Here is a 23,297-nt window from a genome sequence, read left to right as displayed (position 1 = left end):
CTGACAAGCTACAAATGGGAGGTCCGGATGGAGATCAACGGCAAGAAGGTCGTCGTTATCGGCGGCGCGTCGGGAATGGGTCGTGCCAGCGCCGAGCTGCTGCACGAACGCGGCGCGGATGTCGCGGTGCTCGACCGCGAAGGCTCCGACGGTAAGACGGTTGCCGAGGGCATCGGCGGGACCTTCTACCCCGTCGACGTCACCGACTTCACCGGTACCGAGGAGACCCTGCAGGCCGCGGTCGACAAACTCGGCGGGCTGCATGTCGTGATCACCACCGCCGGTGGCGGTATCGCCAAGCGGACGCTGACCAAGTCCGGGCCGCACGACCTCGAATCCTTCCAGTCCGTGATCGACCTCAACCTGATCGCCACCTTCAACATCAGCCGGCTGGCCGCCGCGCACATGGCGAAGAACGAGCCCGAAGACCCCGACACCGGGGAGCGCGGCGTCATCATCAACACCGCGTCGATCGCGGCCTTCGAGGGCCAAATCGGGCAGGTCGCCTACACCGCCGCCAAGGCGGGGATCGCCGGCATGTGCCTGACCATGGCCCGCGACCTGGGCTCGGTGGGTATCAGGGTGCTGGGGATCGCGCCCAGCCTCTTCGCGACGGGTCTGACCCAGGGCATCCCCGACGAATTCGCAGCGGCGCTGACCAAGGACGCGGCCTTCCCGAAGCGGCTGGGCCGCCCCGAGGAGTACGCCAAGCTGGTCGCCGCCATCGTGGACAACCCGATGCTCAACGGCCAATGCCTGCGACTGGACGCCGGGCAGCGGTTCGCGCCCAAGTAGACGCCCCCCGCCAGCGCCCTCCCCGCATTAAGTACACTCTTTAGGCAGCCGCCCCGCTTCCCCTCGAAGCGGGGCAGGCACCCAGCTTCTGGGGCGATCACACCTGGCTGGCATGCGGCGCGAGGAGGGCCCTCATGGGTATCGCAATAACCGACGACCATCGTGAACTCGCCGAGGTGGCTCGCGGGTTCTTGACCGCGCAGAAGGCGCGCTGGGCGGCGCGATCGCTGCTCGATGCCACCGACGAGCCCCGGCCCGGATTCTGGCAGAACATGGTCGAGTTGGGCTGGCTCGGCCTGCACGTCGACGAAGAGTACGGCGGCTCGGGCTTCGGGCTGCCCGAACTCGTGGTGGTGATCGAAGAACTCGGTCGCGCAGTGGCGCCGGGACCGTTCGTGCCGACCGTGATCGCTTCCGCGGTGATCGCCAAAGACGGTGCGGCCGAACAGAAGTCGCGGCTGCTACCCGGGCTGGTCGACGGAACCGTCACCGCGGGCATCGGCCTGGACAGCCAGGTGCGGATCGACAACGGTGTCGCCGACGGCGAGGCCGGAATCGTGTTGGGTGCCGGGCTTGCCGAGCTGCTGCTGATCGCCGCGGGCGACGACGTGCTGGTGCTCGAGCGCGACCGCGAGGGCGTCTCGGTCGAGGTGCCGGAAAACTTCGACCCGACACGGCGATCCGGACGTGTTCGGCTGCAGAACGTGTCGGTGTCCGACGACGACGTCTTGCCGGGGGCGCGGCAATCGGCACTCGCCCGGGCCCGCACCTTGCTGGCCGCCGAGGCGGTGGGCGGTGCGTCGGACTGCGTCGACGCGGCCGTCGACTACGCCAAGGTGCGTCAGCAATTCGGGCGCACCATCGCCACATTCCAAGCGGTCAAGCATCACTGCGCGAACATGCTCGTCGGCGCGGAGTCCGGGATCGCCGCCGTCTGGGACGCCGCACGCGCGGCCGGCGAGGACACCTCAAAGGACGAGGCGCAATTCCGGCTGATCGCCGCGGTGGCCGCGGCGCTGGCGTTTCCGGCCTACGTCCGCAACGCCGAACTCAACATTCAGGTGCACGGCGGCATCGGCTTCACCTGGGAACACGACGCGCATCTGCACCTGCGCCGTGCGGTGGTGACGACGGCGCTGTTCGGCGGTGACGCGCCGGCCGCCGATGTCTTCGAGCGCACCGCCGCCGGCGCCGTCCGCGAAAACAGCCTCGACCTGCCGCCCGAAGCCGAGGAACTGCGCACCAGCGTCCGCGCCGACGCCACCGAGATCGCCGCCCTGGACAAGGACGCCCAGCGCGACAAGCTGATCGAGACCGGCTACGTGATGCCGCACTGGCCCAAGCCCTGGGGGCGTGCGGCCGACGCCGTCGAACAGCTGGTGATCGAGGAGGAGTTCCGGGCCGCCGGTATCAAGCGGCCCGACTACGGAATCACCGGCTGGGTCATCCTGACCCTCATCCAGCACGGAACGCCTTGGCAGATCGAACGATTCGTCGAGAAGGCACTGCGTAAGGACGAGATCTGGTGCCAGCTGTTCTCCGAGCCCGACGCCGGCTCGGACGCGGCGTCCATCAAGACGCGTGCCACCCGGGTGGACGGTGGCTGGAAGATCAACGGCCAGAAGGTGTGGACCAGCGGTGCACACTACTGCGCGCGTGGCCTGGCCACCGTGCGCACCGACCCCGACGCCCCCAAGCACGCCGGCATCACCACGGTGATCGTCGACATGAAGGCGCCCGAGGTCGAGGTGCGGCCGCTGCGGCAGATCACCGGCGGTTCGGACTTCAACGAGGTCTTCTTCAACGACCTGTTCGTGCCCGACGAAGACGTCGTCGGAACGCCCAACTCCGGCTGGACGGTCGCCCGCGCAACGCTGGGCAACGAGCGGGTCAGCATCGGCGGCAGCGGGTCGTTCTACGAAGGCCTGGCCGCGCAACTGGTGCAGCTGACCCTGCAACGACCGGATCGATTGGCGGGCGGGCACGTTCGGGTCGGGACCTATCTCGCCGGTGAGACCGCACTGCGCCTGCTGAACCTGCGGCGCGCCGCGCGCAGCGTCGAGGGAGCGGGCCCCGGCCCCGAGGGCAACGTCACCAAGCTGAGGCTGGCCGAGCACATGGTGGAAGGCGGCGCGATCATGACGGCGCTGCTGGGCCCCGAGGTCGCACTGCTGGACGGCCCCGGCGCCCTGGCGGGCCGGCTGATGATGGGGGCGCGCGGCATGGCGATCGCCGGTGGCACCTCGGAGGTGACGCGCAATCAGATCGCCGAGCGGATCCTCGGCATGCCGCGTGACCCGCTGATCAACTAGTTCGGGACCCGCGCCGATCAGGCCGGCGCGAACTGCGCGGCACCGGCGCTGCCCCGCCGCGGGCGGAGTGCGACCGGCATCCCGCACGTCACCGAATCAGGTTCGCAGTCAACGATATTGGCCGCCACCCGCAGGCCGCTCTGTTCGGCGAGTTCGACGATGGCGATGACGTAGGGGGTGGGGATCTCCGGGTTGTACGGGTGGTGGTTGACGGTGTAGGTGAACACCGTGCCCCGCCCGGAAACCTCTCGCGCGACCAGCGAGCCCCCGCACTCGCGGCATTCGCCGCTGGCCGGATGCACCCAGCGCGCGCACTTGTCGCAGTACTCGATGAGCAGCGGCCCGTCTGACACGACGAATACAGTACACTCAATTGGATTCGGCGCGACGACGGTGTGGTCTGACGGGCGGTGTGCATGACGCATTTCGAAAAAGACGCGATCTTGTCCGGCATCGGGATCTCACGGATCGGCCGTCGCACCGGGATTCCGGGCCTGGAGCTGACGATGGAGGCGGTGCGCGGCGCCATCGAGGACGCGGGACTGACCGCGGCCGACATCGACGGCATCGCCACGCTGGGTGACACACCCGCCGCAGACGTCAACGCCCAACTGCGCATCGACGCCGCGGATTGCGGGTCCGGGTTCGGCACCGGCGGACTGCTGTCGCCGGTGATGTCGGCATGTCGAGCGGTCGCCGAACGCCGAGCCCGGCATGTGGTGGTGTACCGGACGATTCAGATGCTCGGCGGCACCGTCCCCGTCAAGCAGGAAGACAACGCTCCCGCGCCACCGCTGGCGCGGATGTTCGAGACACCCGAAGGCGAGCCGAGGCCCGCCGTCGGCGCGATGGACGACGTCAACGATCTCGTTGCGGCCCATGCGTATTCCGCCGCGAACTGGCTGGCGCTCAACTGCCGTCGCCACATGGAGTTGTACGGGACCACCAAAGAGCAGCTGGGGTGGGTGGCGCTGAACGGCAGGCGCAACGCCGCGTTGAATTCCCGTGCGGTGTACCGCGACCCGATGACGATGGCCGACTACCTGGGCGCGCGGCTGGTATCCACGCCGCTGGGGCTGCTGGACTGCGACGTCCCGATCGACGGCTCGATCGCGGTGGTGGTGTCCCATGCGCAGTACGCCGCCGACTGTCCGCACCGGGCGGTGAAGGTGGAGGCGATCGGCGGGTCCGACGGCGCCGGCGGCTGGTTTCACCGCGACGACTACCCGAAGATGGCGATGTCGGATGCCGCGGCGCAGATGTGGTCGCGGACCCAGTTGCGGCCGGCCGATCTCGACGTTGCCCAGTTGTACGACGGATTCACGTATCTCACGCTGGCGTGGCTGGAAGCCCTCGGGGTGTGCGGCGACGGCGAGGCCGGGCCCTTCGTCGACGGCGGCGAGCGAATCGCGCGCGACGGGAAGCTGCCGCTGAACACCTACGGCGGGCAGCTCTCGGCGGGGCGCATGCACGGCTACTGGGCGTTGCACGAAGGGTGCCTGCAGTTGCGGGGCGACGCGGGAGAGCGGCAGGTTTCGCGCCGCCCGGAGGTCGGCGTGGTTTCCGTCGGCGGTGGGCCCGTCGCGGGGTGCATGCTGCTCACCTGTTGAGCCAGCAGGTGATTGAGCTCGAATGAGTGAGGAGCCGAAAGCCGGCCACCCGGACAAACTGGCGTCGATACTCGCCCGGGACATCGAGGCGGACATCGTCCGCCGCGGCTGGGCCGTCGGCGAATCGCTGGGATCCGAACTCGCCCTGCAACAGCGCTTCGGCGTGAGCCGATCGGTGCTGCGCGAGGCCGTTCGCTTGGTCGAGCACCACCAGGTGGCCCGGATGCGCCGCGGCCGGGGCGGTGGCCTGTATATCTGTGAGCCCGACGCCGGGCCCGCCACCCGCGCCGTCGTCATCTATCTCGAATACCTGGGCACGACGCTGGGCGATCTGCTCAACGCGCGCCTGGTGCTCGAGCCGTTGGCGGCCTCGCTGGCCGCCGAGCGCATCGACGAAGCCGGCATCGCGCGGCTGCGGGCGGTGTTGCACGCCGAGGAACAGTGGAAGCCGGGCTTGCCGGCCCCACGCGACGAATTCCACATCGCGCTGGCTGAGCAATCGAAAAACCCGGTGCTGCAATTGTTTATCGATGTCCTGATGCGGCTCACCACGCGCTACGCCTTGGCGTCGCGAACGGATTCGGCGACCGAGGCCATCGAGGCGGTCGACCACCTGCACGCGCACCACTCCAAGATCGTCGCGGCGGTCACGGCCGGTGATTCGGCGCGCGCCAAGACGCTGTCCGAGCGACACGTGGAGGCGGTGACGGGCTGGCTGCAGCAGCATCATCCCGGCGACAAGAGCCGGCGCACGCGGCGGCGCCGGCTCGATGTCGATGCCCCGCGGGGCAAACTGGCCGAGATGCTGGCCGTCACCATCGGCGACGACATCGCCGCCAGTGGCTGGCACGTGGGGGCGGTCTTCGGCACCGAGACGGCCCTGCTGGAGCGCTACCGAGTGAGCCGCGCGGTGTTGCGCGAGGCGGTGCGCCTGCTCGAATACCACTCGATCGCCCACATGCGCCGCGGACCCGGCGGCGGACTCGTCATCGCCCAACCCGCGGCCCAGGCCAGCATCGACACGATCGCCCTGTACCTCCAGTACCGCGACCCGAGCCGCGAAGACTTGCGGTGCGTCCGCGACGCCATCGAGATCGACAATGTCACCAAGGTCGTCAAGCGGCTCGGCGAGCCCGACGTGGCGGCATTCCTTGCCGCGCGTCGGCCCGGATTGCCGGAAAACGCGCAACACACGCCCGACGACGTGCGGCAGGCCATCGCCGAGGAGTTCGATTTCCACGTCGGGTTGGCGCAGCTGGCCGGCAACGCGCTGCTGGATCTGTTCCTGCGGATCATCGTCGAGCTGTTCCGCCGGCACTGGTCGAGTACGGGTCAGGCGCTACCGACCTGGTCGGACGTGCTGGCCGTCCACCACGCTCACCTGCGGATTGTCGAGGCGGTCGAGGCCGCCGACGAGAGCGTCGCCTGCTATCGCCTCCGCCGTCACCTTGATGCCGCCGCCTCCTGGTGGCTCTAGCCGCGCGAATCGGAGTGTCCCGCCCGCCCCGTGTGCCCAAATGTGATCTGTTGCGCCGCATAAGGAAGGCCCGTCCGGGGTACTGGTAGGGGGGATAGGCGACAGCCGATCCAGCAGGGGGTTGGCGTAAGTGATCGAAAGCGAGAGCGCTGAAGTGACGGCGGATACCGAAACCAGACAATACGGTTTCGTCCACTCCGCACTGATTTATCACTCTCAGCAGGAGTTTTTGGACTTGGTGGGCCGCTTCGTCGGCGATGGTGTGGCGTCAGGCGAGGCGGTCTTGCTCGCGGTGCCGCCCGAGACGCTGGCCCTGTTGCACGGCGAGCTGTACGCCGGCGGCGCGGTGCCCGCCGATGTGCACATAACGGACATCACCGAAGTCGCCCGGAACCCGAGCCGGTTCATGGCGATGCAGGGCGCGTTCATCGACCAGCACCCGGATCGGCGGGTGCGCATCGTCAGCCAACTCGCCTGGCCCGGCCGCACCGACGAGGAGTTCGTCGCCTGCATCGAGCACGAAGCGCTGGTCAACACGGCGATGGACGGGTACCCGGCGACAAGCCTGTGCCTCTACGACGCGAGCGTGATCGACGACGAGGTGCTGGTGGACGTGCGCGCGACACACCCGCTGCTGTGGAAACGCGGTGCGCTGCAGCGCAGCCCGGACTACGCGCCGCATGAAGTCCTGCAGCGGTGCAACCAACCGTTGGCCGCTGGTCCCGGTGCCGTCACGTACATGGTCAGGAAGTCGGCGGACCTCCGGCCCGCGCGCTCTTTCGCCGTCGACTATGCGGGCTGGATGGGGCTCTCCGAGGAGACCATTGAGGATCTGCAGTTGGTCGCCACCGAGTTGGCCAGCAACAGCCTGATGTACACCGGGGGCGCCTGCCGGTTGGCCTTCTGGAAGGACGACGGGCATCTGGTGTGCGAGGCACGGGATACGGGACAGTTCGACGACCCGCTGGTGGGCCGCCTTGACCCGGGCCCGTGCGGCCCCGCTAGCCGCGGCCTGTATTTGGTCAATGCCATTTCGGACCTGGTGCGCACGCACACCACCAGGACCGGCACGACGATTCAGGCGTATCTGCGGTTCGAGCCGGCGGTCAGTCCGGCGGGGTGACAAGCGACCCGCCGCGAGGGGATCCGGCGGGTCGCTTGTGGTATTCGGTTACGGGAGCACCCCGCCGATAATTCCGCCGACGTCGCCGATCACGCCGCCCACCACGCCGCCGACGGTGCCACCAAGAGTGCCGCCGCTGGCGGGCGCGTCGGCCGGGGTCATCGTGCATCCCGTGGGCAGGAGCAATACCGCGGCAAGTCCCGTGGCTGCGGTGGCGGTTTTAAGGGTTTTCTTCGCCTTCAATGAATTCATAATCGCGCCTTTCATTCCGGACTTATACCCTGCGTGTGCAACGCGCTGTAATGCGGATGTTATAACGACTATTCAACACATGTAAAGTCCTATTTGGAAATTTCTCTGGAATACGCTTGAGCCAGCACGGGCAGTCAATTCACTTCCGCAGCAACATCATTGAGAGCAGACTGTAAGAAGACTTCGCGCTTGTGACGTCGCTAAACCCTAAACGTCTAAGCTCAAGCCTCGCGCCTATTAAATACCATTAATACGACGCAATACCGTAAACTAGACTGCGAGAAACGCGGTCTCGATTCGATCCGTTATTCGGATCGACCGGATATTTCAGGCGCCTTACTGAGAACCACCTCACGCGGCGGTCCCCGCAGGTTACCTTTCGTGATGCGTCAGAGCAGGCAGTCAACGACTCCCTCGCAGCCCGTCGTGCTGGTGGTCGGGGCGCATCCCGTTAGTCCGAGCAGAGCCGCGGCCAGCCCGATGGCCGCTGCAACAGCTTTGAGGGTGCTCCGAGTCCCCGTTGACTTCATGATCGTGCCTTTCGATGAGGGGTAGTGTTCAACAGTCGTCTAATGACTGTTACCGGGCTTCGTACCCCCTGTCAACCGCCACCAAACCAAACTTTTCGTATTATTTTCTATATGTTTTTGTACGGTCCGTTTGGGCGGCTCAGCGGGTTGCAGGCGCGGCGCGCAGGGGTCTAATGTCAAGGCCCATGCGTCTTCTCGCGCGTTTTGTAGTAGCCAGCACCCGCAGCGGGGTCTGATCCTGACCGACCCCCCGCTGTGGGTCGGAAGCTACTGCCGTCGGTCGCACCAGCTGACCAGAGAAGACCGGCACCATGACTTTTCCCGAGCGAAATCAGCTCCAACATCTCGACCCGGCCAACGTGTGGTTTTGCGATCGTTTCGGCGTCTCGTTGCCCCGCGGGCTGCGGGAGCAGGCCGACGCCATGACCTGGGAGACCTTCGTCGCGACTTACGGGCGCAGCACCGGGCCGCTGCGGCTAGGGCAATGGGAGTGCGCCGACGCGGTGCGACTAGGCCCGCAGGCCCGCAACTTCCAGGCGGTGATCGCCCTGGGCGACCGCATCGGCACCGCGACCGCGGCCGCGGGCGGGCCGATCGCGGCCCTGACCGCGATGCTGCACGAGCGCGGGATCACCGTCGAGATCGTGGGCTTCCATCAGATGCGATCGCCAACCGGCACAGCCACTTTCGTTCGCGGTAGCAACGGGTCCCGCGCCGAGTGGGCGATGGGCCTCTCGGACGATCCGACGCAGTCGGCGCTGCGCGCGGTCGTCACCTGCGCCAACCGGCTGATCGTTGCCGAGTGATGCCGGGCGTAGCTTTCACCGGACCACTCTCGCCAACCCAGAGGTGAGTTTCGTTTGTGCTAGCGCCGCTGGTAGCACAAACGAAACTCGGCTTCTACCGCGACGGCGGCGAAGGTGACACGCCGTCGAGGACGCTCAGAGCGGACGCAGCACGATCGGCATGCCGTCCATCGGAATCGGCATGCCGCCGTAGTCCCACCGCGGCTGGTAGCCGGGCCGGGCCAGCTCGATGCGGTAGCGGCGCAGCAGCCGGTGCACCACGGTCTTGACTTCCAGCTGACCGAACACCATGCCGATGCACTTGTGCGCACCACCGCCGAACGGCGCGAACGCGTACCGGTGATTCTTGTGCTCCGAGCGCGGTTCGGCGAACCGCTCCGGGTCGAATTTATCTGGCTCCGTCCACAATTCGGGCAGCCGGTGGTTCATGCCGGGCCAGATGGTGATGTTGGTTCCGGCCGGAATGTAGTGGCCCAGCAGCTCGGTGTCGCGCACCGCCATCCGCATGTTGAACGGCAGCGGCGTCACCATGCGCAACGATTCGTTCATGATCAGTTCGAGCGTTTCCAGCTTCTCCAGCGACTCGATGTCCAGCGGCCCGTCGCCGAGCCGGGCCGACTCCTCGCGCGCCCGCTCCTGCCACTCGGGGTTGGCGGCCATGTTGTAGACCATCGTGGTCGTCGTCGAGGTGGAGGTGTCGTGGGCGGCCATCATCAAAAAGATCATGTGGTTGACGATGTCCTCGTCGGTGAAGCTGTTGCCGTCGTCGTCCTCGGTGTGGCACAGCACCGTGAGCATGTCGGTGCCGGTCGCGGTGCGGCGCTCCTTGACCCGCTCATTGAAGTAGTCCTCGAGCAGCTGGCGGGCGCGCAGGCCGCGCCACCACTTGAACGGCGGAATCGGCTGCCGGATGATCGCGCCGCCCGCGCGCGTTGTCGTCGTGAACGCCTGGTTGACCTTGGTGACCAAGTCGTGGTCGGACCCCGGCTCGTGCCCCATGAACACCAAGGACGCGACGTCGAGGGTGAGTTCCTTCATCGCCGGGTGGAACAGGAACCGCGCATCGTTGGTCGGCCAGTTGGCGACGATGTCGGTCGCCACGCGATCGATGTGCTCGACGTAGCCGGTCAGGCGGCTACGGGTGAACGCCTCCTGCATGATGCGCCGGTGGTACATGTGCTCGTCGAAGTCCAGCATCATCAGGCCGCGGTTGAAGAACGGCCCGATCACCGGGTGCCAGCCCTTCTGCGAGAAGTCCTTGTTGCGGTTGGAGAAGACGGCCTGGGTGGCGTCGGGCCCCAGCGCCGTGACGGCCGGCATGATCGGCGAATCCAGGTAGATCAGCGGACCCTTGTTCCGGTAGAGATACAACGCGTAGTCCGGGCCGCCGCGGAACAGTTCGATGATGTGCCCGAGGATCGGGAGCCCGGCGTCGCCCATCACAGGCTTCAGTTCGCTGCCGGCGGGTGGTTCTGCCAGGACTTTCGTCTCCCATTCGTGGGCGAGCAGGCGCTTCTCGACCGCCCCCATGCCCGGGATGGTGTTCAGCGTCGGGGTGAACCGGCGCCGCGCCTGGTCCAGCAGGTACTGCGGGGTGCTGATGGTGGCGGTCATAGACGCTCCTTTGCGTGCCCTCTCAGGTGACAGCAGTCACTGATTTATAACCTTCGCTGAAAAACTTGACGGCTGTCAAGTTTGCTTTTTGCGTGGCGTGGTGCAAGGTCAGGGAGTGACCAGCGACCCCGCCAATCCGGAGCCGGGCGCACGACGGCGTGGCGACAAGCAACGCCAGGCGATCTTGCAGGCGGTGCGCGAACTGCTGCAGGAAAAGCCGTTCGCCGAATTGTCGGTCAGCACCATCAGCCTGAGGGCCGGCGTCGCCCGGTCGGGCTTCTACTTCTATTTCGACTCCAAGTACGCGGTGCTGGCACAGCTGATGGCCGAGGCCACCGAAGAGCTCGAAGAACTCACGCAGTATTTCGCGCCACGCCAGCCCGGCGAGTCACCCGAACAGTTCGCCAAGCGGATGGTGGGCAGCGCGGCGGCCGTCTACGAGCACAACGATCCCGTGGTGACCGCCTGCAACGAGGCCCGCCACACCGACGTCGAGATCCGCGATCTGCTCGACCAGCAGTTCGACGTGGTGCTGGCGCAGATCGTCGCCATCGTCGAGGCCGAGATGAAGGCGGGTACCGCCCGTCCGATCAGCGACGACCTTCCGACGCTGATCCGCACCCTGACCGGGACCACCGCGCTGGTGTTGACCGGCGACCCGGTCCTGACCGGATCCGACAGCGATCGGGACCGGCGGGTGCGCGTGCTCGAGCAGTTGTGGCTGCACGCGCTCTGGGCCGGCCGTCCCTAGGGCCGGGCTGGCGGTACCGGCGGTATCGTCACCGCCATGGCGAAGAAGGCATCCGGGCGGTATTACGCGGGAAAGCGGTGCTTTGTCACCGGCGCGGCCAGCGGCATCGGCCGCGCCACGGCGTTGCGGCTCGCCGCGCACGGCGCCGAGCTCTATCTGACCGACCGCGACTCCGACGGTCTGGAACTGACCGTGGCCGACGCACGCGCCCTGGGCGCGCAGGTCCCCGAGCATCGGTCGCTGGATATCGCCGATTACGACCAGGTGGCAGCGTTCGCCGCCGACATCCACGCCGCGCATCCGGCCATGGATCTGGTGCTCAACATCGCCGGCGTATCGGCCTGGGGCACCGTCGACCGGCTGAGCCACGAGCAGTGGAGCAAGATGATCGCCATCAATTTGATGGGTCCGATCCACGTCATCGAGACCTTCGTGCCGCCGATGGTGGCCGCCAAGCGGGGCGGCCATCTGGTCAACGTGTCCTCGGCGGCCGGGCTGGTCGCCCTGCCCTGGCATGCCGCCTACAGCGCCAGCAAGTACGGGTTGCGCGGCGTCTCGGAGGTGCTGCGCTTCGACCTGGCCCGGCACCGCATCGGGGTGTCGGTCGTGGTGCCGGGCGCGGTGAACACCCCGCTGGTAGGCACCGTGGAGATCGCCGGTGTGGACCGCGAGGACCCCAGCGTCGCCCGGTGGATACGGCGATTCGCCGGCCACGCCGTGTCGCCGGAGAAGGCCGCCGAGAAGATCCTGGCCGGGGTGGCAAAGAACCGGTACCTGATCTACACGTCGGCCGATATCCGGGCGCTGTACGCCTTCAAAAGGCTTGCGTGGTGGCCCTATAGCGTCGCGATGCGCCAGGTGAATGTGATCTTCACCCGCGCGCTGCGGCCCGGCCCGCCTGGGCCGCCGACCCCGGCGCCGTCAGTCCGGCATGACGAGCTCGAGCCGCACCCCGAGCAGGCGGACCGGCCGGTCGAGCTCGAATAAATCCAGGACGCGCAGGGCCGCGGCGACGATCGCGTCGCGATCGGTGGTGGGAGCATCGAGTTTGCGAATCTTGGTGCGGGTGTAAAAGGTTGCGGTTCGTACGGTGACCGCCACCCGGGTCACCACGCGCGCTTCGGCCAGCACGTCGTTCAGCGCTTGTTCGGCCAAATCCGTTACGGCCGTGTTCATCTCGGCGCGATTGGTGAGGTCGCGGGGAAAGGTGACGACGTGGCTGCGCGAGCGTGGCACCCATGGCTCGGCGCTGACGTGGCTGTCGCCGCCGCCCTTGGCCAGCAGCAGTAGCCACAGCCCGGTGCGCGCGCCGAACGCGGCCGTCAACAACTCCGCGTCGCTGTGGGCCAGCTGTCGCACCGTCGTAATCTCAAGATCCGCAAGCTTTTTCGCGGTCTTGGGCCCCACGCCCCACAGCGCGTCGACGGGACGGTCGGCCATCAATGGCATCCAGTTCGCATCGGTGAGCACGAAAATGCCGCCTGGCTTGGCGAAACCGGTGGCGACCTTGGCGCGCTGCTTGTTGTCGCTGATCCCGACCGAGCAGGACAACCCGGTTTCCGAGGAGATGACGCTGCGGATCTGCTGCGCCGCCTCGGTGGGGTCCACCGCGGCGACGGCGACGTAGGCCTCGTCCCAGCCCCACACCTCCACCGGGTGGCCCAGGTCCCGCAGCGCCCCCATCACCTGCTCGGACGCCGCGTCGTAGGCGGCAGGGTCGGAGGGGAGGAAGGTCGCCTCGGGGCAGCGGCGGGCGGCGGCGCGTAGCGGCATGCCCGCCCGCACACCGAACTCCCGGGCCTCATAGGAGGCGCAGGTGACGACCTTGCGCGGTTCGCTCGGATCGCCGCTGCCGCCGACGATCACGGGCAGCCCGGCCAGTTCGGGTCGGCGGCGCAACTCGACCGAGGCCAGGAACTGGTCGAGGTCCACGTGCAGGACCCAGTCCGGCGCCGCCGCGGGCATACCGGGGTTCATCGCCCACAGAGCTTGCGCGCCAGGCTTTCCCACGCATCGCCCAATGTCTGCAAGGTGTGACCGCGGTCGTGCAGTTGATGCTCGACGTAGTCGGTGTCGAGCAAGGCCAGCAGGGCGTCGGCCTGCGCATCGAGGTCACCGGTGGTGTTCGCCGAGGCCAGCAGCACGCGCACGTGCCGGTACAGGACGGCGGCCGCCGGGCCGTAACGACTCCGCGGGTCGCGGTTGGCCGCCGAGAGCAGCGCGTGGTGGGTGTGGGCGAAGCGCATCCGTTCCCGCCCGAAGGCCACCAGCCGATCCAGCGGCGGGGCATCGGGCCCCAGCGGCGGCGGCCCGAACAGGAACGCCTCCTGACTGGCCCGTTCGTCCTCGTCCAGCAGCACCATCATCAGGCGGGCCCGGCTGCCGAAGCGGCGGAACACGGTGCCCTTGCCGACGCCGGCCGCCGCGGCGACGTCGTCCATGGTGACGGCATCGGCCCCGCGCTCGGCGACCAGGCGGTGCGCCGCATCCAGCAGCAGCGCCCGGTTACGAACGGCGTCGCCGCGCTCCTGTGCGGGCAGTCGCGGGACGCACATGGGCAGATCATCCAACCGCTCGACGTCGCTCATCCCTGCACTTTAACGCTGCCGGAATAAATCGGACCACAGTCCGATTAGCACATGGGAGGATGTGTAGCAACGACCGAAGGGAAACCGCGCGAGTGACAATCAACATCTTGGCGTTAGTGGGAAGCCTGCGGGCGGCGTCGATCAACCGTCAGATCGCCGAGTTGGCGAGGGCGGTCGCCCCCGACGGCGTGACCGTCACGGTCTTCGAGGGGCTCGGCGAGCTGCCGTTCTATAACGAGGAGATCGACTACGCGATGAACGCCGACGCGCCGCCGCTGGCTGCGGTGGCCGCGCTGCGCGCCGCGGCGACCGACGCCGATGCCGCCTTGGTGGTCACTCCCGAGTACAACGGCAGCTACCCCGCGGTCGTCAAGAACGCGATCGACTGGCTGTCGCGCCCGTTCGGTGACGGCGCACTGATGGGCAAGCCATTGGCCGTCATCGGGGGATCGTTCGGCCGGTACGGCGGGGTGTGGGCGCACGACGACACGCGCAAGTCCTTCGGCATTGCCGGTGCGCGGGTGGTCGAGTCGATCAAGCTGTCCGTGCCGTTCACAACGCTGGAAGGCAGGCCGCCCGCCGAGCATGCCGAGCTGTCGGCGAACGTGCGCGATGTGGTGGGCAAGCTCGCCGCCGAAGCCGGCTGATTGGCGGAAGTCGACAAGCCGCGCGGGAGGCGACCAGCGGGGTTGTCACCAACGAATAGCAGAAGCCGCCAGCGTCGTCTGGCGGCTTTGCTAGCTGCGGGCGGGCCGCCGCGGTCAGCGGCGCAAAACCGGCCTTGTCGGTGGCCGCTGCTATACCGATACATAGCGGCGCCTTCGCCTCGGCGTGTGATCTGCGACACGCCGGGGCGGGTTGCTGAATTTGTTGGACACAGGCCTTACGACCAGGGAATTTCAGAAATGTTATTCAGAACATCTTGTATCTCGACATCTCGTCAGCCACTAGGTGTAGTGTTTCGATGCACCGGCGGATCCCAGGATCGCCAAGCCAGCCAGGCTCGGTGAACCCCCCGAAATCGGCGCGATGTGGTCGAAGACAGGTCTTCGACGCTGATCGCCTCGCAACGGGAATCCGGGGACTTACCGGATCGCTGAACCTAGCAAAGACGCAGTCCAAAAGTAGTTGCCAGTCCATTGGGTCCCCCTCTTCCGCAAAGGAGCGGCATTCTATGAGCATCACCGTGTACACCAAGCCGGCATGCGTGCAGTGCAGCGCCACCTACAAGGCGCTGGACAAGCAGGGCATCGTCTACGACAAGGTCGACATCACGCTGGATTCCGAGGCGCGTGACTACGTGATGGCGCTGGGCTATCTGCAGGCTCCCGTCGTGGTGGCGGGCAACGAGCACTGGTCGGGTTTTCGCCCCGATCGCATCAAGGCGCTCGCCGCGGTGGAACTCAGCGCGTAAAGCAAGACGTTAGGTAAGGAGGTTGCGACGCCATGGACACCACGGGGCGCAACCTGGTCTATTTCTCCTCCGTGTCGGAGAACACCCACCGCTTCGTGGAGAAGCTGGGGATTCCCGCCACGCGGATACCGCTGCACGGCCGTATCGAGGTGGCCCAGCCGTACGTGCTGGTGCTGCCGACCTACGGCGGCGGCCGGGCCACTCCTGACCTCGACGCCGGGGGCTATGTCCCCAAACAGGTCATCGCCTTTTTGAACAATGAGCACAACCGTTCGTTGATCCGCGGCGTCATCGCCGCGGGCAACAACAACTTCGGCGCCGAATTCGCCTACGCGGGCGACGTGATCTCGCGCAAGTGCGCCGTCCCGTACCTCTACCGCTTCGAACTCATGGGAACCCAGGACGACGTGGATGCCGTCCGTGCGGGCTTAGCCAATTTCTGGAAGGAACAGACGTGTCAACAACCGTCGCTGCAGAGCCTGTAATCACCGGCGCCCACGGGCTGCCCGATGAGACGGATTACCACGCGCTGAACGCGATGCTGAATCTGTACGACGCGGACGGCAAGATTCAGTTCGACCGGGATGTGCTCGCCGCGCGTCAGTACTTCCTGCAGCACGTCAACCAGAACACCGTCTTCTTCCACAATCAGGACGAGAAACTCGACTACCTGATCCGCGAGAACTATTACGAGCGTGAGGTTCTCGACCAGTACTCGCGCAACTTCGTCAAGGACCTGCTGGACCGCGCCTACGCCAAGAAATTCCGTTTCCCGACGTTTTTGGGCGCGTTCAAGTACTACACCTCCTACACGCTGAAGACCTTCGACGGGAAGCGCTACCTGGAGCGCTTCGAGGACCGCGTGGTCATGGTGGCGCTGACCCTGGCCGCCGGTGACGTCGGACTGGCGGAAAAGCTGGTCGACGAGATCATCGACGGCCGATTTCAGCCGGCCACCCCCACCTTTTTGAACTCGGGCAAGGCGCAGCGCGGCGAGCCGGTCAGCTGCTTTTTGCTGCGCATCGAGGACAACATGGAGTCCATCGGGCGCTCGATCAACTCCGCGCTGCAGCTGTCCAAGCGCGGCGGGGGAGTTGCATTGCTGCTGACCAACATTCGTGAGCACGGTGCCCCGATCAAAAACATCGAGAACCAGTCCTCGGGTGTCATCCCGATCATGAAGCTGCTCGAGGACTCCTTCTCCTACGCCAATCAGCTCGGTGCGCGCCAGGGCGCCGGTGCGGTGTATCTGCACGCGCATCACCCCGACATCTACCGCTTCCTGGACACCAAGCGGGAGAACGCCGACGAGAAGATCCGGATTAAGACGCTGAGCCTGGGCGTGGTGATCCCGGACATCACCTTCGAGCTGGCCAAGAAGAACGAGGACATGTACCTGTTCTCGCCGTATGACGTGGAACGCGTCTACGGTGTGCCGTTCGCCGACATCTCGGTGACCGAGAAGTACTACGAGATGGTCGACGACGCGCGCATCCGCAAGACCAAGATCAAGGCGCGCGAGTTCTTCCAGACACTGGCCGAGCTGCAATTCGAGTCGGGCTACCCGTACATCATGTACGAGGACACGGTGAACCGGGCCAACCCGATCGAGGGCAAGATCACCCACTCGAACCTGTGCTCGGAGATCCTGCAGGTGTCGACGCCCTCGCTGTTCAACGATGACTTGTCCTATGCCAAAGTGGGCAAAGACATTTCGTGCAATCTGGGATCGCTGAACATCGCCAAGGCGATGGACTCACCCGACTTCGCCCAGACGATCGAGGTGGCGATCCGCGCGCTGACCGCGGTGAGCGACCAGACGCACATCACCTCGGTGCCGTCAATCGAGCAGGGCAACAACGATTCCCACGCGATCGGCCTCGGGCAGATGAACCTGCACGGATACCTGGCGCGCGAGAGCATCTTCTACGGCTCCGAAGAGGGCGTCGACTTCACCAACATCTACTTCTACACGGTGCTCTATCACGCGCTGCGGGCCTCCAACCGCATCGCGATCGAACGGGGCACGCACTTCAAGGGTTTCGAGAAGTCCAAGTACGCCTCAGGTGAGTTCTTCGACAAGTACACCGATCAGGCGTGGGAGCCGGCGACCGACAAGGTGCGTCAGCTGTTCGCGGACGCGGAGATCCGCATCCCGACGCAAGACGACTGGAAACGGCTGAAGGAATCGGTGCAGGCGCACGGCATCTACAACCAGAACCTGCAGGCGGTGCCGCCGACGGGGTCGATCTCCTACATCAACCACTCGACGTCATCGATCCACCCGATCGTGTCCAAGGTCGAGATCCGCAAAGAAGGCAAGATCGGCCGGGTCTACTACCCGGCGCCCTACATGACCAACGACAACCTGGAGTACTACCAGGACGCCTACGAAATCGGCTACGAGAAGATCATCGACACCTACGCCGCGGCCACCCAGCACGTCGACCAGGGGCTGTCGCTGACGCTGTTCTTCAAGGACACCGCGACCACCCGCGAGGTGAACAAGGCGCAGATCTACGCCTGGCGCAAGGGAATCAAGACGCTGTACTACATCCGGCTGCGTCAGATGGCGTTGGAGGGAACAGAGGTCGAGGGCTGCGTGTCCTGCATGCTGTAGGACACGCGGGCTTCGCATCGCCGAGGCTGATCACGGGATAACGCCTCCCCGCGGGTACCTGCTGCCCGAGTCATACGGCCGGTGCGGCTCGATGTTTCTCGTCGTCCCGATGGTTTCGTCGTCGTACCAGAAGCGGCGTGGGCCTTGGTTGTCCGCGCTCTGCGGACAAGCGCCGCGCTATCTAGGTAGACCGGCGGTAGCGGTATCCCTAACTTTGCAGCAGACGGAGCACGATCGCCAAAGCTGCGTGTCGGCATTCGACCCGGCGCGTTGTGGCGGCGGCAAGACCATCATCACGGTCGCCGACGCGGGCTAGCCGAACGCGAGTCGAAATCCAGTACCGCCCGCACGAATTGTTGTGGGTCGTAGTCGACCGCCTGGTGCCCTTGACCGCGCAACGCGGCAACCGTCGCGCCCGGTACCAAGTCGGCTACGGCCGCGGCGGCCGCCCGGAAATTCGCCCGGCTCTGGGTGCCGAACAACATACGTACCGGGACGGTGATCTCGGCTAGCCGCTGGGTGGCGCGGTAGGCGCGGGCCGCCGCGAGTTCGCGGCCGGCGGTGTGCCCGATCGAGTCGACCAGATACGGAAACTCGCGATCGACAAGGTCTTTGATGGCCGGCCGGGGGAGGTGCAGGGTTTCGCAGTAGAACGTTTTGAGTATTTCGCGCGGGTCCGACATCGTGGTGATGCGTGCGAGGCCCTCCGGTGACCCGACGTCAAGGCCTGGCGACGGTATTGGCGGCTCGTACAGCATGATCCGGAGGAACGCGGGTGTGATCAGGGCTGCTTCGAGGACCGCCAGCGCCCCGTAGGAATGCCCGACGGCATAAACGCTTCCGCCGACGGCCTGAGCAACGGCCGCCACATCCTCGGCTTCCCGGCTCAGGCTATAGGGCTCGGCCTCGATGGTGCTCAGACCCCGACCGCGGCGGTCCATCGCGTGGACGGTGTAGCGCTGTGCCAGCACCGGCGTCACCGAGGACCAGCGAGCACGCGTGCCGGTGCTGCCATGCACCAGCAGCAACGGCGGACCGACAGCAACGGATTCATAGCCGATGCAGGTCCCGTCGGGAGAAATCACGGTTGGCACGCTGATTGCAACGCCGCCCCGGGCCCGTTCCCGGTTGACAAACGCGTCATGTTACCCACAGAAACTGCCATGCCCCGAATCCGTTGACTGCGAACCATTCTGGTAGCAGCCGCACACCACTCACAACGCGCCATCCGCTCCACAGAAAAGGACGCCTCTGGCCATCAACGGCATTGGCGGCGCGGAATGGTTGTTCTTTTCCGCGAGCGTGACGACTCGATGGAAGGTACCGAATGAGACTTGGACTTCGCATGCCCCAGAGATTGGGAGTCGACCTGCAACACGATCTGGTCGAAGCGGCACGGGCAGCCGAAGCGGCCGGATATTCCAGTGTGTGGACGTACGAGCGACTGCTCTTCCCGCAGACGCCCGTGGAGCCCTATGCCGGATCCAACGTGCCATGGCCGGAACACTCGCGACAGGCCGCCGACCCGTTGGCCGTCCTCACCGCCGCGGCGGTCGCGACCGAAAGCGTCCGCCTCGGTACCTCCGTCCTCGTCGCGGCACTGCACACGCCGGTCCAGCTCGCCAAGGCGCTCGCCACGATCGATCAGATCAGCGGCGGCCGCGTGATCGCGGGCCTGGGCACCGGTTGGGCCACCGACGAACTGCAGGCCACCGGCGCCACCCGAGCCGATCGCGGCCGCTTCCTCGACGAGACGCTCGATGTCTTCGATGCGGTGTGGGGCCCCGACCCGGTGAGCTTCCGGGGACCGCGGGTGGTCGTCGACAACGCCGCAGTCCTGCCCAAGCCGGTGGCGAAAATCCCCGTCATGCTGGGTGGCGGCGGCCACAACCTGGGCCGTGGCACCAGTTCGAAAGCGTTGCAGCGGATCGCCAAACGCGCCGACGGCTGGCTGCCGCTGCTTGCCACGCCGGGCCCGGCGGGAGCGGCGCAATTGCGGGCCGACTGGGACCGCATCCGGGGCATGGCTGGCGAATACGGGCGTGACACGAGCCGGATGGAGATGATCGTGGTCGGCAACGTCACCTTCACCCACCGGCCGGCCGGACCGGACCGATCCGCGTTCGTCGGCACGGTGGACCAGGTTCTCGACGATGTCCGGACCGCCGCGGAGGCGGGCGCCGACGAACTCATCCTGGATCTCAATCTGCAGGACGGGTTCACCAGCACTGCGCAAATGCTGGAGACGGCGGAGCAGATCCGCGAACGGGCCACGGCCTCATGATCGACGGATTGCGCATCCGGACCGACACCACGGATCCGGAAGACGTGCGCACCTAGATCGGGTCTGTCTACTGTCCCCACCGCCTCACCGTCCGGGGCCGCGTGTCGGCGTTTCGCGCGCGGCATGCCGAGGGCGGGGGCAGCGGGCTCGGCGTTTACTCCCTGTCGTACGGTTCGGCGACCACGGTGCTCGAGTCGTCGACATTCGACGACTTCGTCGTGGTGTCCCAGCAGGTCAGCGGACGATTCGTGGCCAGGGCGGACAAACGGGGAGCGGGTCGTGTTGCCCGGTGGTTTCGTCGTGCTGGAAGCCCACACGGCATTTGGGCTGCGGTGGGAGCAAACTGCAACATTTTCCATGTGTGCATTCCGCGTACCGAATTCGAAGCGACGGTTGCCAAGTTCACCGGTGCGATAAGCCGACGCCGGACCTACGGCAGTCATCTGTAGAGGATGGGACAACCGTGGCGGCTGGCGCATACCGCTAGGGATTTGGCAATCTCGGCTGGTTCGCGGCCGACTACCGGCGGGAATTCGGCCGCTTGCCGAGGGAAGTGCTGCGCGGGCCGTAGCGACGCGGCCGACAAGGGCATCGCAACGCCGCGCCACGGGAACGCGCAGTCTGCCCAGGTCAGAAGCGGCGACGGGGTAAAGTGCGTGACGTGGTGAGAATGCCTCGACCTGCGAGACCCCACCCGGCTGCCAAGCCGGGGCCAAAGGTCGACGCCCGCAGCGAACGCTGGCGCGAGCACCGCAAGAAAGTGCGCAGCGACATCGTCGACGCGGCGTTCCGCGCCATCGACCGTCTGGGACCCGAGCTGTCGGTGCGCGAAATCGCCGAAGAGGCCGGCACCGCCAAACCGAAGATCTACCGGCATTTTCACGACAAGTCCGACCTGTTCCAGGCGATCGGGGAGCGGCTGCGCGACATGTTGTGGACGGCGATCTTCCCGTCCATCGACCTGAAGACCGACTCGGCCCGCGAGGTGATCCGGCGCGCCGTCGAGGAGTACGTCAACCTGGTCGACAAGCACCCTAACGTGCTGCGGGTCTTCATTCAGGGCCGCACCGCGGCGAGCCCACAGATCCTCAACGAGGGCCGAGGCATCACCTTGGCCGTGGCCGACATGTTCGACAACGAGCTGCGCGAGATGGAGTTGAACCACGCGGCTGTCGAGTTGGCCGGGAACGCGGCGTTCGGCTGTGCCGCCTCGGCCACCGAGTGGTGGTTGGGTCCCGACCCCGACAGCCCCCTTCGCATGCCGCGAGAGCAATTCGTCGCCCACCTCACGACCATCATGATGGGGGTCATCGTCGGCACCGCCGAAGCGCTCGGCATCCGCATGGACCCCGACCAGCCGATCCACAGCGTGGTCCCGGCCAACCGCGCCGCGGGCTGAGGACCTTTGGCACGTTGACATCGTTGCGGTGATCGTCAACACTCGTCCGAACCGATACCCTGGGTACTGGGTATTTGCGCCAGTGGGGTGGCAACGGCCGAAGATGCCGGCGAGCGCGACCTGAGACTGGCCCGACGAGAAAGACCGATCGACCGTGACCGACGTCGTGACACACACCGAGACACTCCCGGCGGCCAAGGCCGCCAAGCCCGTCCACACCCGGGCCGTCATCATCGGGACCGGGTTCTCCGGCCTGGGGATGGCCATCGCGCTGCAGAAGCAGGGCGTCGGGTTCGTCATCCTGGAAAAGGCCGACGACATCGGCGGCACCTGGCGGGACAACAGCTACCCCGGGTGCGCCTGCGACATCCCGTCGCACCTGTATTCGTTTTCGTTCGAGCCCAAGCCGGACTGGAAGAACCCCTTCTCCTATCAGCCCGAGATCTGGGACTACCTCAAGGGCGTCACCGAGAAATACGGGCTGCGTCGTTACATGGAGTTCAACTCGTTGGTGGATCGGGCCCACTGGGACGATGACGAGCACCGCTGGCACGTGTTCACCGCCGACGGGCGCGAATACGTCGCGCAGTTCCTGATCTCGGGAGCCGGCGCGCTGCATATCCCGTCCATGCCCGACATCGAGGGACGCGACGAATTCGCCGGTGCCGCTTTCCATTCCGCGCAGTGGGACCACAGTGTCGACTTGACCGGCAAGCGGGTGGCCGTGATCGGGACGGGTGCCAGCGCGATCCAGATCGTGCCGGAGATCGTCGAGCAGGTTGCCGAACTCCAGCTCTACCAACGCACCCCGCCGTGGGTGGTGCCGCGCTCCAACCCCGACATCCCGCCGGCGGTGCGCCGGGCCATGCAAACCGTGCCCGGCCTGCGCGCGCTGGTGCGCCTGGTCATCTACTGGGGCCAGGAGGCGCTGGCCTTCGGCATGACCAAGCGCCCCAACCTGCTGAAGTTCATCGAGGCCTACTGCAAATACAACATTCGCCGATCGGTGAAGGATCGGGAGCTGCGCCGCAAGCTGATCCCGAACTACCGCGTCGGGTGCAAGCGAATCCTGAACTCCTCCACCTATTACGGCGCGGTGGCCGACCCGAAGACCGAGCTGGTCACCGACCACATCGCCCGGATCACGGCCGACGGCATCGACACCGTCGACGGCACGCACCGGCAGGCCGATGTGATCGTGTACGCCACCGGCTTTCACGTCACCGACTCCTACACCTACGTCCAGATCAAGGGGCTGCACGGCGAGGATCTGGTGGACCGCTGGAACCGCGAGGGCATCGGCGCCCACCGCGGGATCACCGTCGCCGACGTGCCCAACCTGTTCTTCCTGCTGGGCCCCAACACCGGGCTGGGACACAACTCGGTGGTGTTCATGATCGAATCCCAGATCCGATACGTCGCCGACGCGATCGCCACCTGCGACAAGCTGGGCGCGCAGGCGCTGGCTCCGACTCGCGCCGCCCAGGACGCATTCAACGACGAGCTGCAGCGCAGGCTGGGCCCGTCGGTGTGGAACAGCGGCGGCTGCAGCAGCTGGTATCTGGACGAGCACGGCAAGAACACCGTGCTGTGGGGCGGCTACACCTGGGAGTACTGGCGGGCGACCCGCTCGGTCAAGCCCGCGGAATACCAGTTTTACGGCGTCAGTACGGGCAGGCACGCGGCCGCCGTGCAAAGTTGAACCAATTCATTTGGGGGATT

At 66.4% G+C, this 23,297-nt stretch carries 22 protein-coding genes; 16 read left to right on the top strand and 6 right to left on the bottom strand.

What is annotated here, in order from left to right:
* Window positions 1-27 precede the first annotated feature (27 nt).
* Window positions 28-795 carry an SDR family NAD(P)-dependent oxidoreductase gene (locus A5775_RS02240; RefSeq protein WP_067246748.1) on the top strand — a complete coding sequence of 256 codons (768 nt, stop codon included), beginning with the start codon at window positions 28-30 and terminating at the stop codon, window positions 793-795.
* 134 nt (window positions 796-929) lie between these two features.
* The gene (locus tag A5775_RS02235) at window positions 930-3,107 is read left to right on the top strand and encodes an acyl-CoA dehydrogenase (RefSeq protein ID WP_067246745.1); all 2,178 of its coding nucleotides are present in this window, start codon (window positions 930-932) and stop codon (window positions 3,105-3,107) included.
* Window positions 3,108-3,124: 17 nt separating this feature from the next.
* Here A5775_RS02235 and A5775_RS02230 read toward each other — a convergent pair whose 3' ends face one another.
* Entirely contained in the window at window positions 3,125-3,460 is a 336-nt protein-coding gene (locus A5775_RS02230) for a Zn-ribbon domain-containing OB-fold protein (RefSeq protein WP_067246742.1), read from the bottom strand.
* Between the two features lie 63 nt (window positions 3,461-3,523).
* On the opposite strand from A5775_RS02230, the gene A5775_RS02225 reads away from it, so the two are divergent.
* The 3 genes from A5775_RS02225 to A5775_RS02215 all read left to right on the top strand — a co-directional run bounded on the left by A5775_RS02225 (window position 3,524) and on the right by A5775_RS02215 (window position 7,317).
* A complete protein-coding gene (locus A5775_RS02225; RefSeq protein ID WP_067246740.1) occupies window positions 3,524-4,717 on the top strand; it encodes a thiolase family protein in 1,194 nt (397 codons plus the stop codon).
* Window positions 4,718-4,739: 22 nt separating this feature from the next.
* Window positions 4,740-6,194: a FadR/GntR family transcriptional regulator gene (locus A5775_RS02220; RefSeq protein WP_067246737.1), complete on the top strand. Its 1,455-nt coding sequence runs from the start codon at window positions 4,740-4,742 to the stop codon at window positions 6,192-6,194.
* Window positions 6,195-6,324: 130 nt separating this feature from the next.
* Window positions 6,325-7,317 (top strand): sensor histidine kinase, encoded by a 993-nt coding sequence (locus A5775_RS02215; RefSeq protein ID WP_067246734.1) that lies wholly within the window; start codon window positions 6,325-6,327, stop codon window positions 7,315-7,317.
* 48 nt (window positions 7,318-7,365) lie between these two features.
* Here A5775_RS02215 and A5775_RS02210 read toward each other — a convergent pair whose 3' ends face one another.
* Complete coding sequence (locus A5775_RS02210) at window positions 7,366-7,569, bottom strand: hypothetical protein (protein ID WP_067247216.1); 204 nt, start codon at window positions 7,567-7,569, stop codon at window positions 7,366-7,368.
* Window positions 7,570-8,410: 841 nt separating this feature from the next.
* Between A5775_RS02210 and A5775_RS02205 the strand changes: the two genes are divergently transcribed.
* A complete protein-coding gene (locus tag A5775_RS02205; RefSeq protein ID WP_067246731.1) occupies window positions 8,411-8,905 on the top strand; it encodes a homocitrate synthase in 495 nt (164 codons plus the stop codon).
* A gap of 135 nt (window positions 8,906-9,040) precedes the next feature.
* Here A5775_RS02205 and A5775_RS02200 read toward each other — a convergent pair whose 3' ends face one another.
* A complete protein-coding gene (locus A5775_RS02200; protein WP_067246727.1) occupies window positions 9,041-10,519 on the bottom strand; it encodes a cytochrome P450 in 1,479 nt (492 codons plus the stop codon).
* Between the two features lie 115 nt (window positions 10,520-10,634).
* On the opposite strand from A5775_RS02200, the gene A5775_RS02195 reads away from it, so the two are divergent.
* On the top strand, window positions 10,635-11,270 hold the full coding sequence (locus A5775_RS02195; protein WP_067246724.1) for a TetR/AcrR family transcriptional regulator: 636 nt from the start codon (window positions 10,635-10,637) through the stop codon (window positions 11,268-11,270).
* Between the two features lie 36 nt (window positions 11,271-11,306).
* Window positions 11,307-12,257: an SDR family oxidoreductase gene (locus tag A5775_RS02190; protein WP_067246721.1), complete on the top strand. Its 951-nt coding sequence runs from the start codon at window positions 11,307-11,309 to the stop codon at window positions 12,255-12,257.
* Here A5775_RS02190 and A5775_RS02185 read toward each other — a convergent pair.
* Both A5775_RS02185 and A5775_RS02180 read right to left on the bottom strand, forming a co-directional pair.
* Window positions 12,192-13,235: a DNA polymerase IV gene (locus tag A5775_RS02185; RefSeq protein WP_067246719.1), complete on the bottom strand. Its 1,044-nt coding sequence runs from the start codon at window positions 13,233-13,235 to the stop codon at window positions 12,192-12,194. The genes A5775_RS02190 and A5775_RS02185 overlap by 66 nt on opposite strands.
* Before the next feature lie 8 nt (window positions 13,236-13,243).
* Window positions 13,244-13,858 carry a TetR/AcrR family transcriptional regulator gene (locus tag A5775_RS02180; protein ID WP_067246716.1) on the bottom strand — a complete coding sequence of 205 codons (615 nt, stop codon included), beginning with the start codon at window positions 13,856-13,858 and terminating at the stop codon, window positions 13,244-13,246.
* 92 nt (window positions 13,859-13,950) lie between these two features.
* Between A5775_RS02180 and A5775_RS02175 the strand changes: the two genes are divergently transcribed.
* The 4 genes from A5775_RS02175 to nrdE all read left to right on the top strand — a co-directional run bounded on the left by A5775_RS02175 (window position 13,951) and on the right by nrdE (window position 17,892).
* The gene (locus A5775_RS02175) at window positions 13,951-14,505 is read left to right on the top strand and encodes an NAD(P)H-dependent oxidoreductase (RefSeq protein WP_369827760.1); all 555 of its coding nucleotides are present in this window, start codon (window positions 13,951-13,953) and stop codon (window positions 14,503-14,505) included.
* Window positions 14,506-15,032: 527 nt separating this feature from the next.
* The gene (locus A5775_RS02170) at window positions 15,033-15,272 is read left to right on the top strand and encodes a redoxin NrdH (RefSeq protein WP_067246709.1); all 240 of its coding nucleotides are present in this window, start codon (window positions 15,033-15,035) and stop codon (window positions 15,270-15,272) included.
* Between the two features lie 32 nt (window positions 15,273-15,304).
* Window positions 15,305-15,757, top strand: a complete 453-nt coding sequence (gene nrdI, locus A5775_RS02165; protein ID WP_067246706.1) for a class Ib ribonucleoside-diphosphate reductase assembly flavoprotein NrdI — start codon at window positions 15,305-15,307, stop codon at window positions 15,755-15,757.
* On the top strand, window positions 15,727-17,892 hold the full coding sequence (gene nrdE / locus A5775_RS02160; protein ID WP_082952847.1) for a class 1b ribonucleoside-diphosphate reductase subunit alpha: 2,166 nt from the start codon (window positions 15,727-15,729) through the stop codon (window positions 17,890-17,892). The genes nrdI and nrdE overlap by 31 nt, the downstream gene beginning before the upstream one ends.
* A 293-nt stretch (window positions 17,893-18,185) precedes the next feature.
* On the opposite strand, the gene A5775_RS02155 is transcribed toward nrdE, so the two are convergent.
* Complete coding sequence (locus A5775_RS02155) at window positions 18,186-18,977, bottom strand: alpha/beta fold hydrolase (protein ID WP_231995098.1); 792 nt, start codon at window positions 18,975-18,977, stop codon at window positions 18,186-18,188.
* A 260-nt stretch (window positions 18,978-19,237) separates the two neighbouring features.
* Between A5775_RS02155 and A5775_RS02150 the strand changes: the two genes are divergently transcribed.
* From A5775_RS02150 to A5775_RS02135, 4 genes are all read left to right on the top strand, one after another.
* Window positions 19,238-20,176, top strand: coding sequence for a TIGR03619 family F420-dependent LLM class oxidoreductase (locus A5775_RS02150; protein WP_231995097.1), 939 nt, complete (start codon window positions 19,238-19,240; stop codon window positions 20,174-20,176).
* Window positions 20,177-20,232: 56 nt separating this feature from the next.
* Entirely contained in the window at window positions 20,233-20,625 is a 393-nt protein-coding gene (locus A5775_RS26170) for a hypothetical protein (protein ID WP_082952845.1), read from the top strand.
* Between the two features lie 221 nt (window positions 20,626-20,846).
* Window positions 20,847-21,575, top strand: coding sequence for a TetR/AcrR family transcriptional regulator (locus A5775_RS02140; protein ID WP_067246688.1), 729 nt, complete (start codon window positions 20,847-20,849; stop codon window positions 21,573-21,575).
* Between the two features lie 154 nt (window positions 21,576-21,729).
* Complete coding sequence (locus A5775_RS02135) at window positions 21,730-23,277, top strand: NAD(P)/FAD-dependent oxidoreductase (protein ID WP_067246685.1); 1,548 nt, start codon at window positions 21,730-21,732, stop codon at window positions 23,275-23,277.
* Window positions 23,278-23,297: the final 20 nt, after the last annotated feature.

The organism is Mycobacterium sp. 852002-10029_SCH5224772 (assembly GCF_001667315.1).
Lineage (GTDB): Bacteria > Actinomycetota > Actinomycetes > Mycobacteriales > Mycobacteriaceae > Mycobacterium.
This window is presented reverse-complemented; position numbering and strand designations above follow the sequence as displayed.

Bases quoted from the DNA above. Each gene is read 5' to 3' on its own strand.
- A5775_RS02240 (WP_067246748.1), top strand. From the start codon at position 28: ATGGAGATCAACGGCAAGAAGGTCGTCGTTATCGGCGGCGCGTCGGGA.
- A5775_RS02235 (WP_067246745.1), top strand. From the start codon at position 930: ATGGGTATCGCAATAACCGACGACCATCGTGAACTCGCCGAGGTGGCT.
- A5775_RS02225 (WP_067246740.1), top strand. From the start codon at position 3,524: ATGACGCATTTCGAAAAAGACGCGATCTTGTCCGGCATCGGGATCTCA.
- A5775_RS02220 (WP_067246737.1), top strand. From the start codon at position 4,740: ATGAGTGAGGAGCCGAAAGCCGGCCACCCGGACAAACTGGCGTCGATA.
- A5775_RS02210 (WP_067247216.1), bottom strand. From the start codon at position 7,569: ATGAATTCATTGAAGGCGAAGAAAACCCTTAAAACCGCCACCGCAGCC.
- A5775_RS02205 (WP_067246731.1), top strand. From the start codon at position 8,411: ATGACTTTTCCCGAGCGAAATCAGCTCCAACATCTCGACCCGGCCAAC.
- A5775_RS02200 (WP_067246727.1), bottom strand. From the start codon at position 10,519: ATGACCGCCACCATCAGCACCCCGCAGTACCTGCTGGACCAGGCGCGG.
- A5775_RS02190 (WP_067246721.1), top strand. From the start codon at position 11,307: ATGGCGAAGAAGGCATCCGGGCGGTATTACGCGGGAAAGCGGTGCTTT.
- A5775_RS02185 (WP_067246719.1), bottom strand. From the start codon at position 13,235: ATGCCCGCGGCGGCGCCGGACTGGGTCCTGCACGTGGACCTCGACCAG.
- A5775_RS02180 (WP_067246716.1), bottom strand. From the start codon at position 13,858: ATGAGCGACGTCGAGCGGTTGGATGATCTGCCCATGTGCGTCCCGCGA.
- A5775_RS02170 (WP_067246709.1), top strand. From the start codon at position 15,033: ATGAGCATCACCGTGTACACCAAGCCGGCATGCGTGCAGTGCAGCGCC.
- nrdI (WP_067246706.1), top strand. From the start codon at position 15,305: ATGGACACCACGGGGCGCAACCTGGTCTATTTCTCCTCCGTGTCGGAG.
- A5775_RS02150 (WP_231995097.1), top strand. From the start codon at position 19,238: ATGCCCCAGAGATTGGGAGTCGACCTGCAACACGATCTGGTCGAAGCG.
- A5775_RS02140 (WP_067246688.1), top strand. From the start codon at position 20,847: ATGCCTCGACCTGCGAGACCCCACCCGGCTGCCAAGCCGGGGCCAAAG.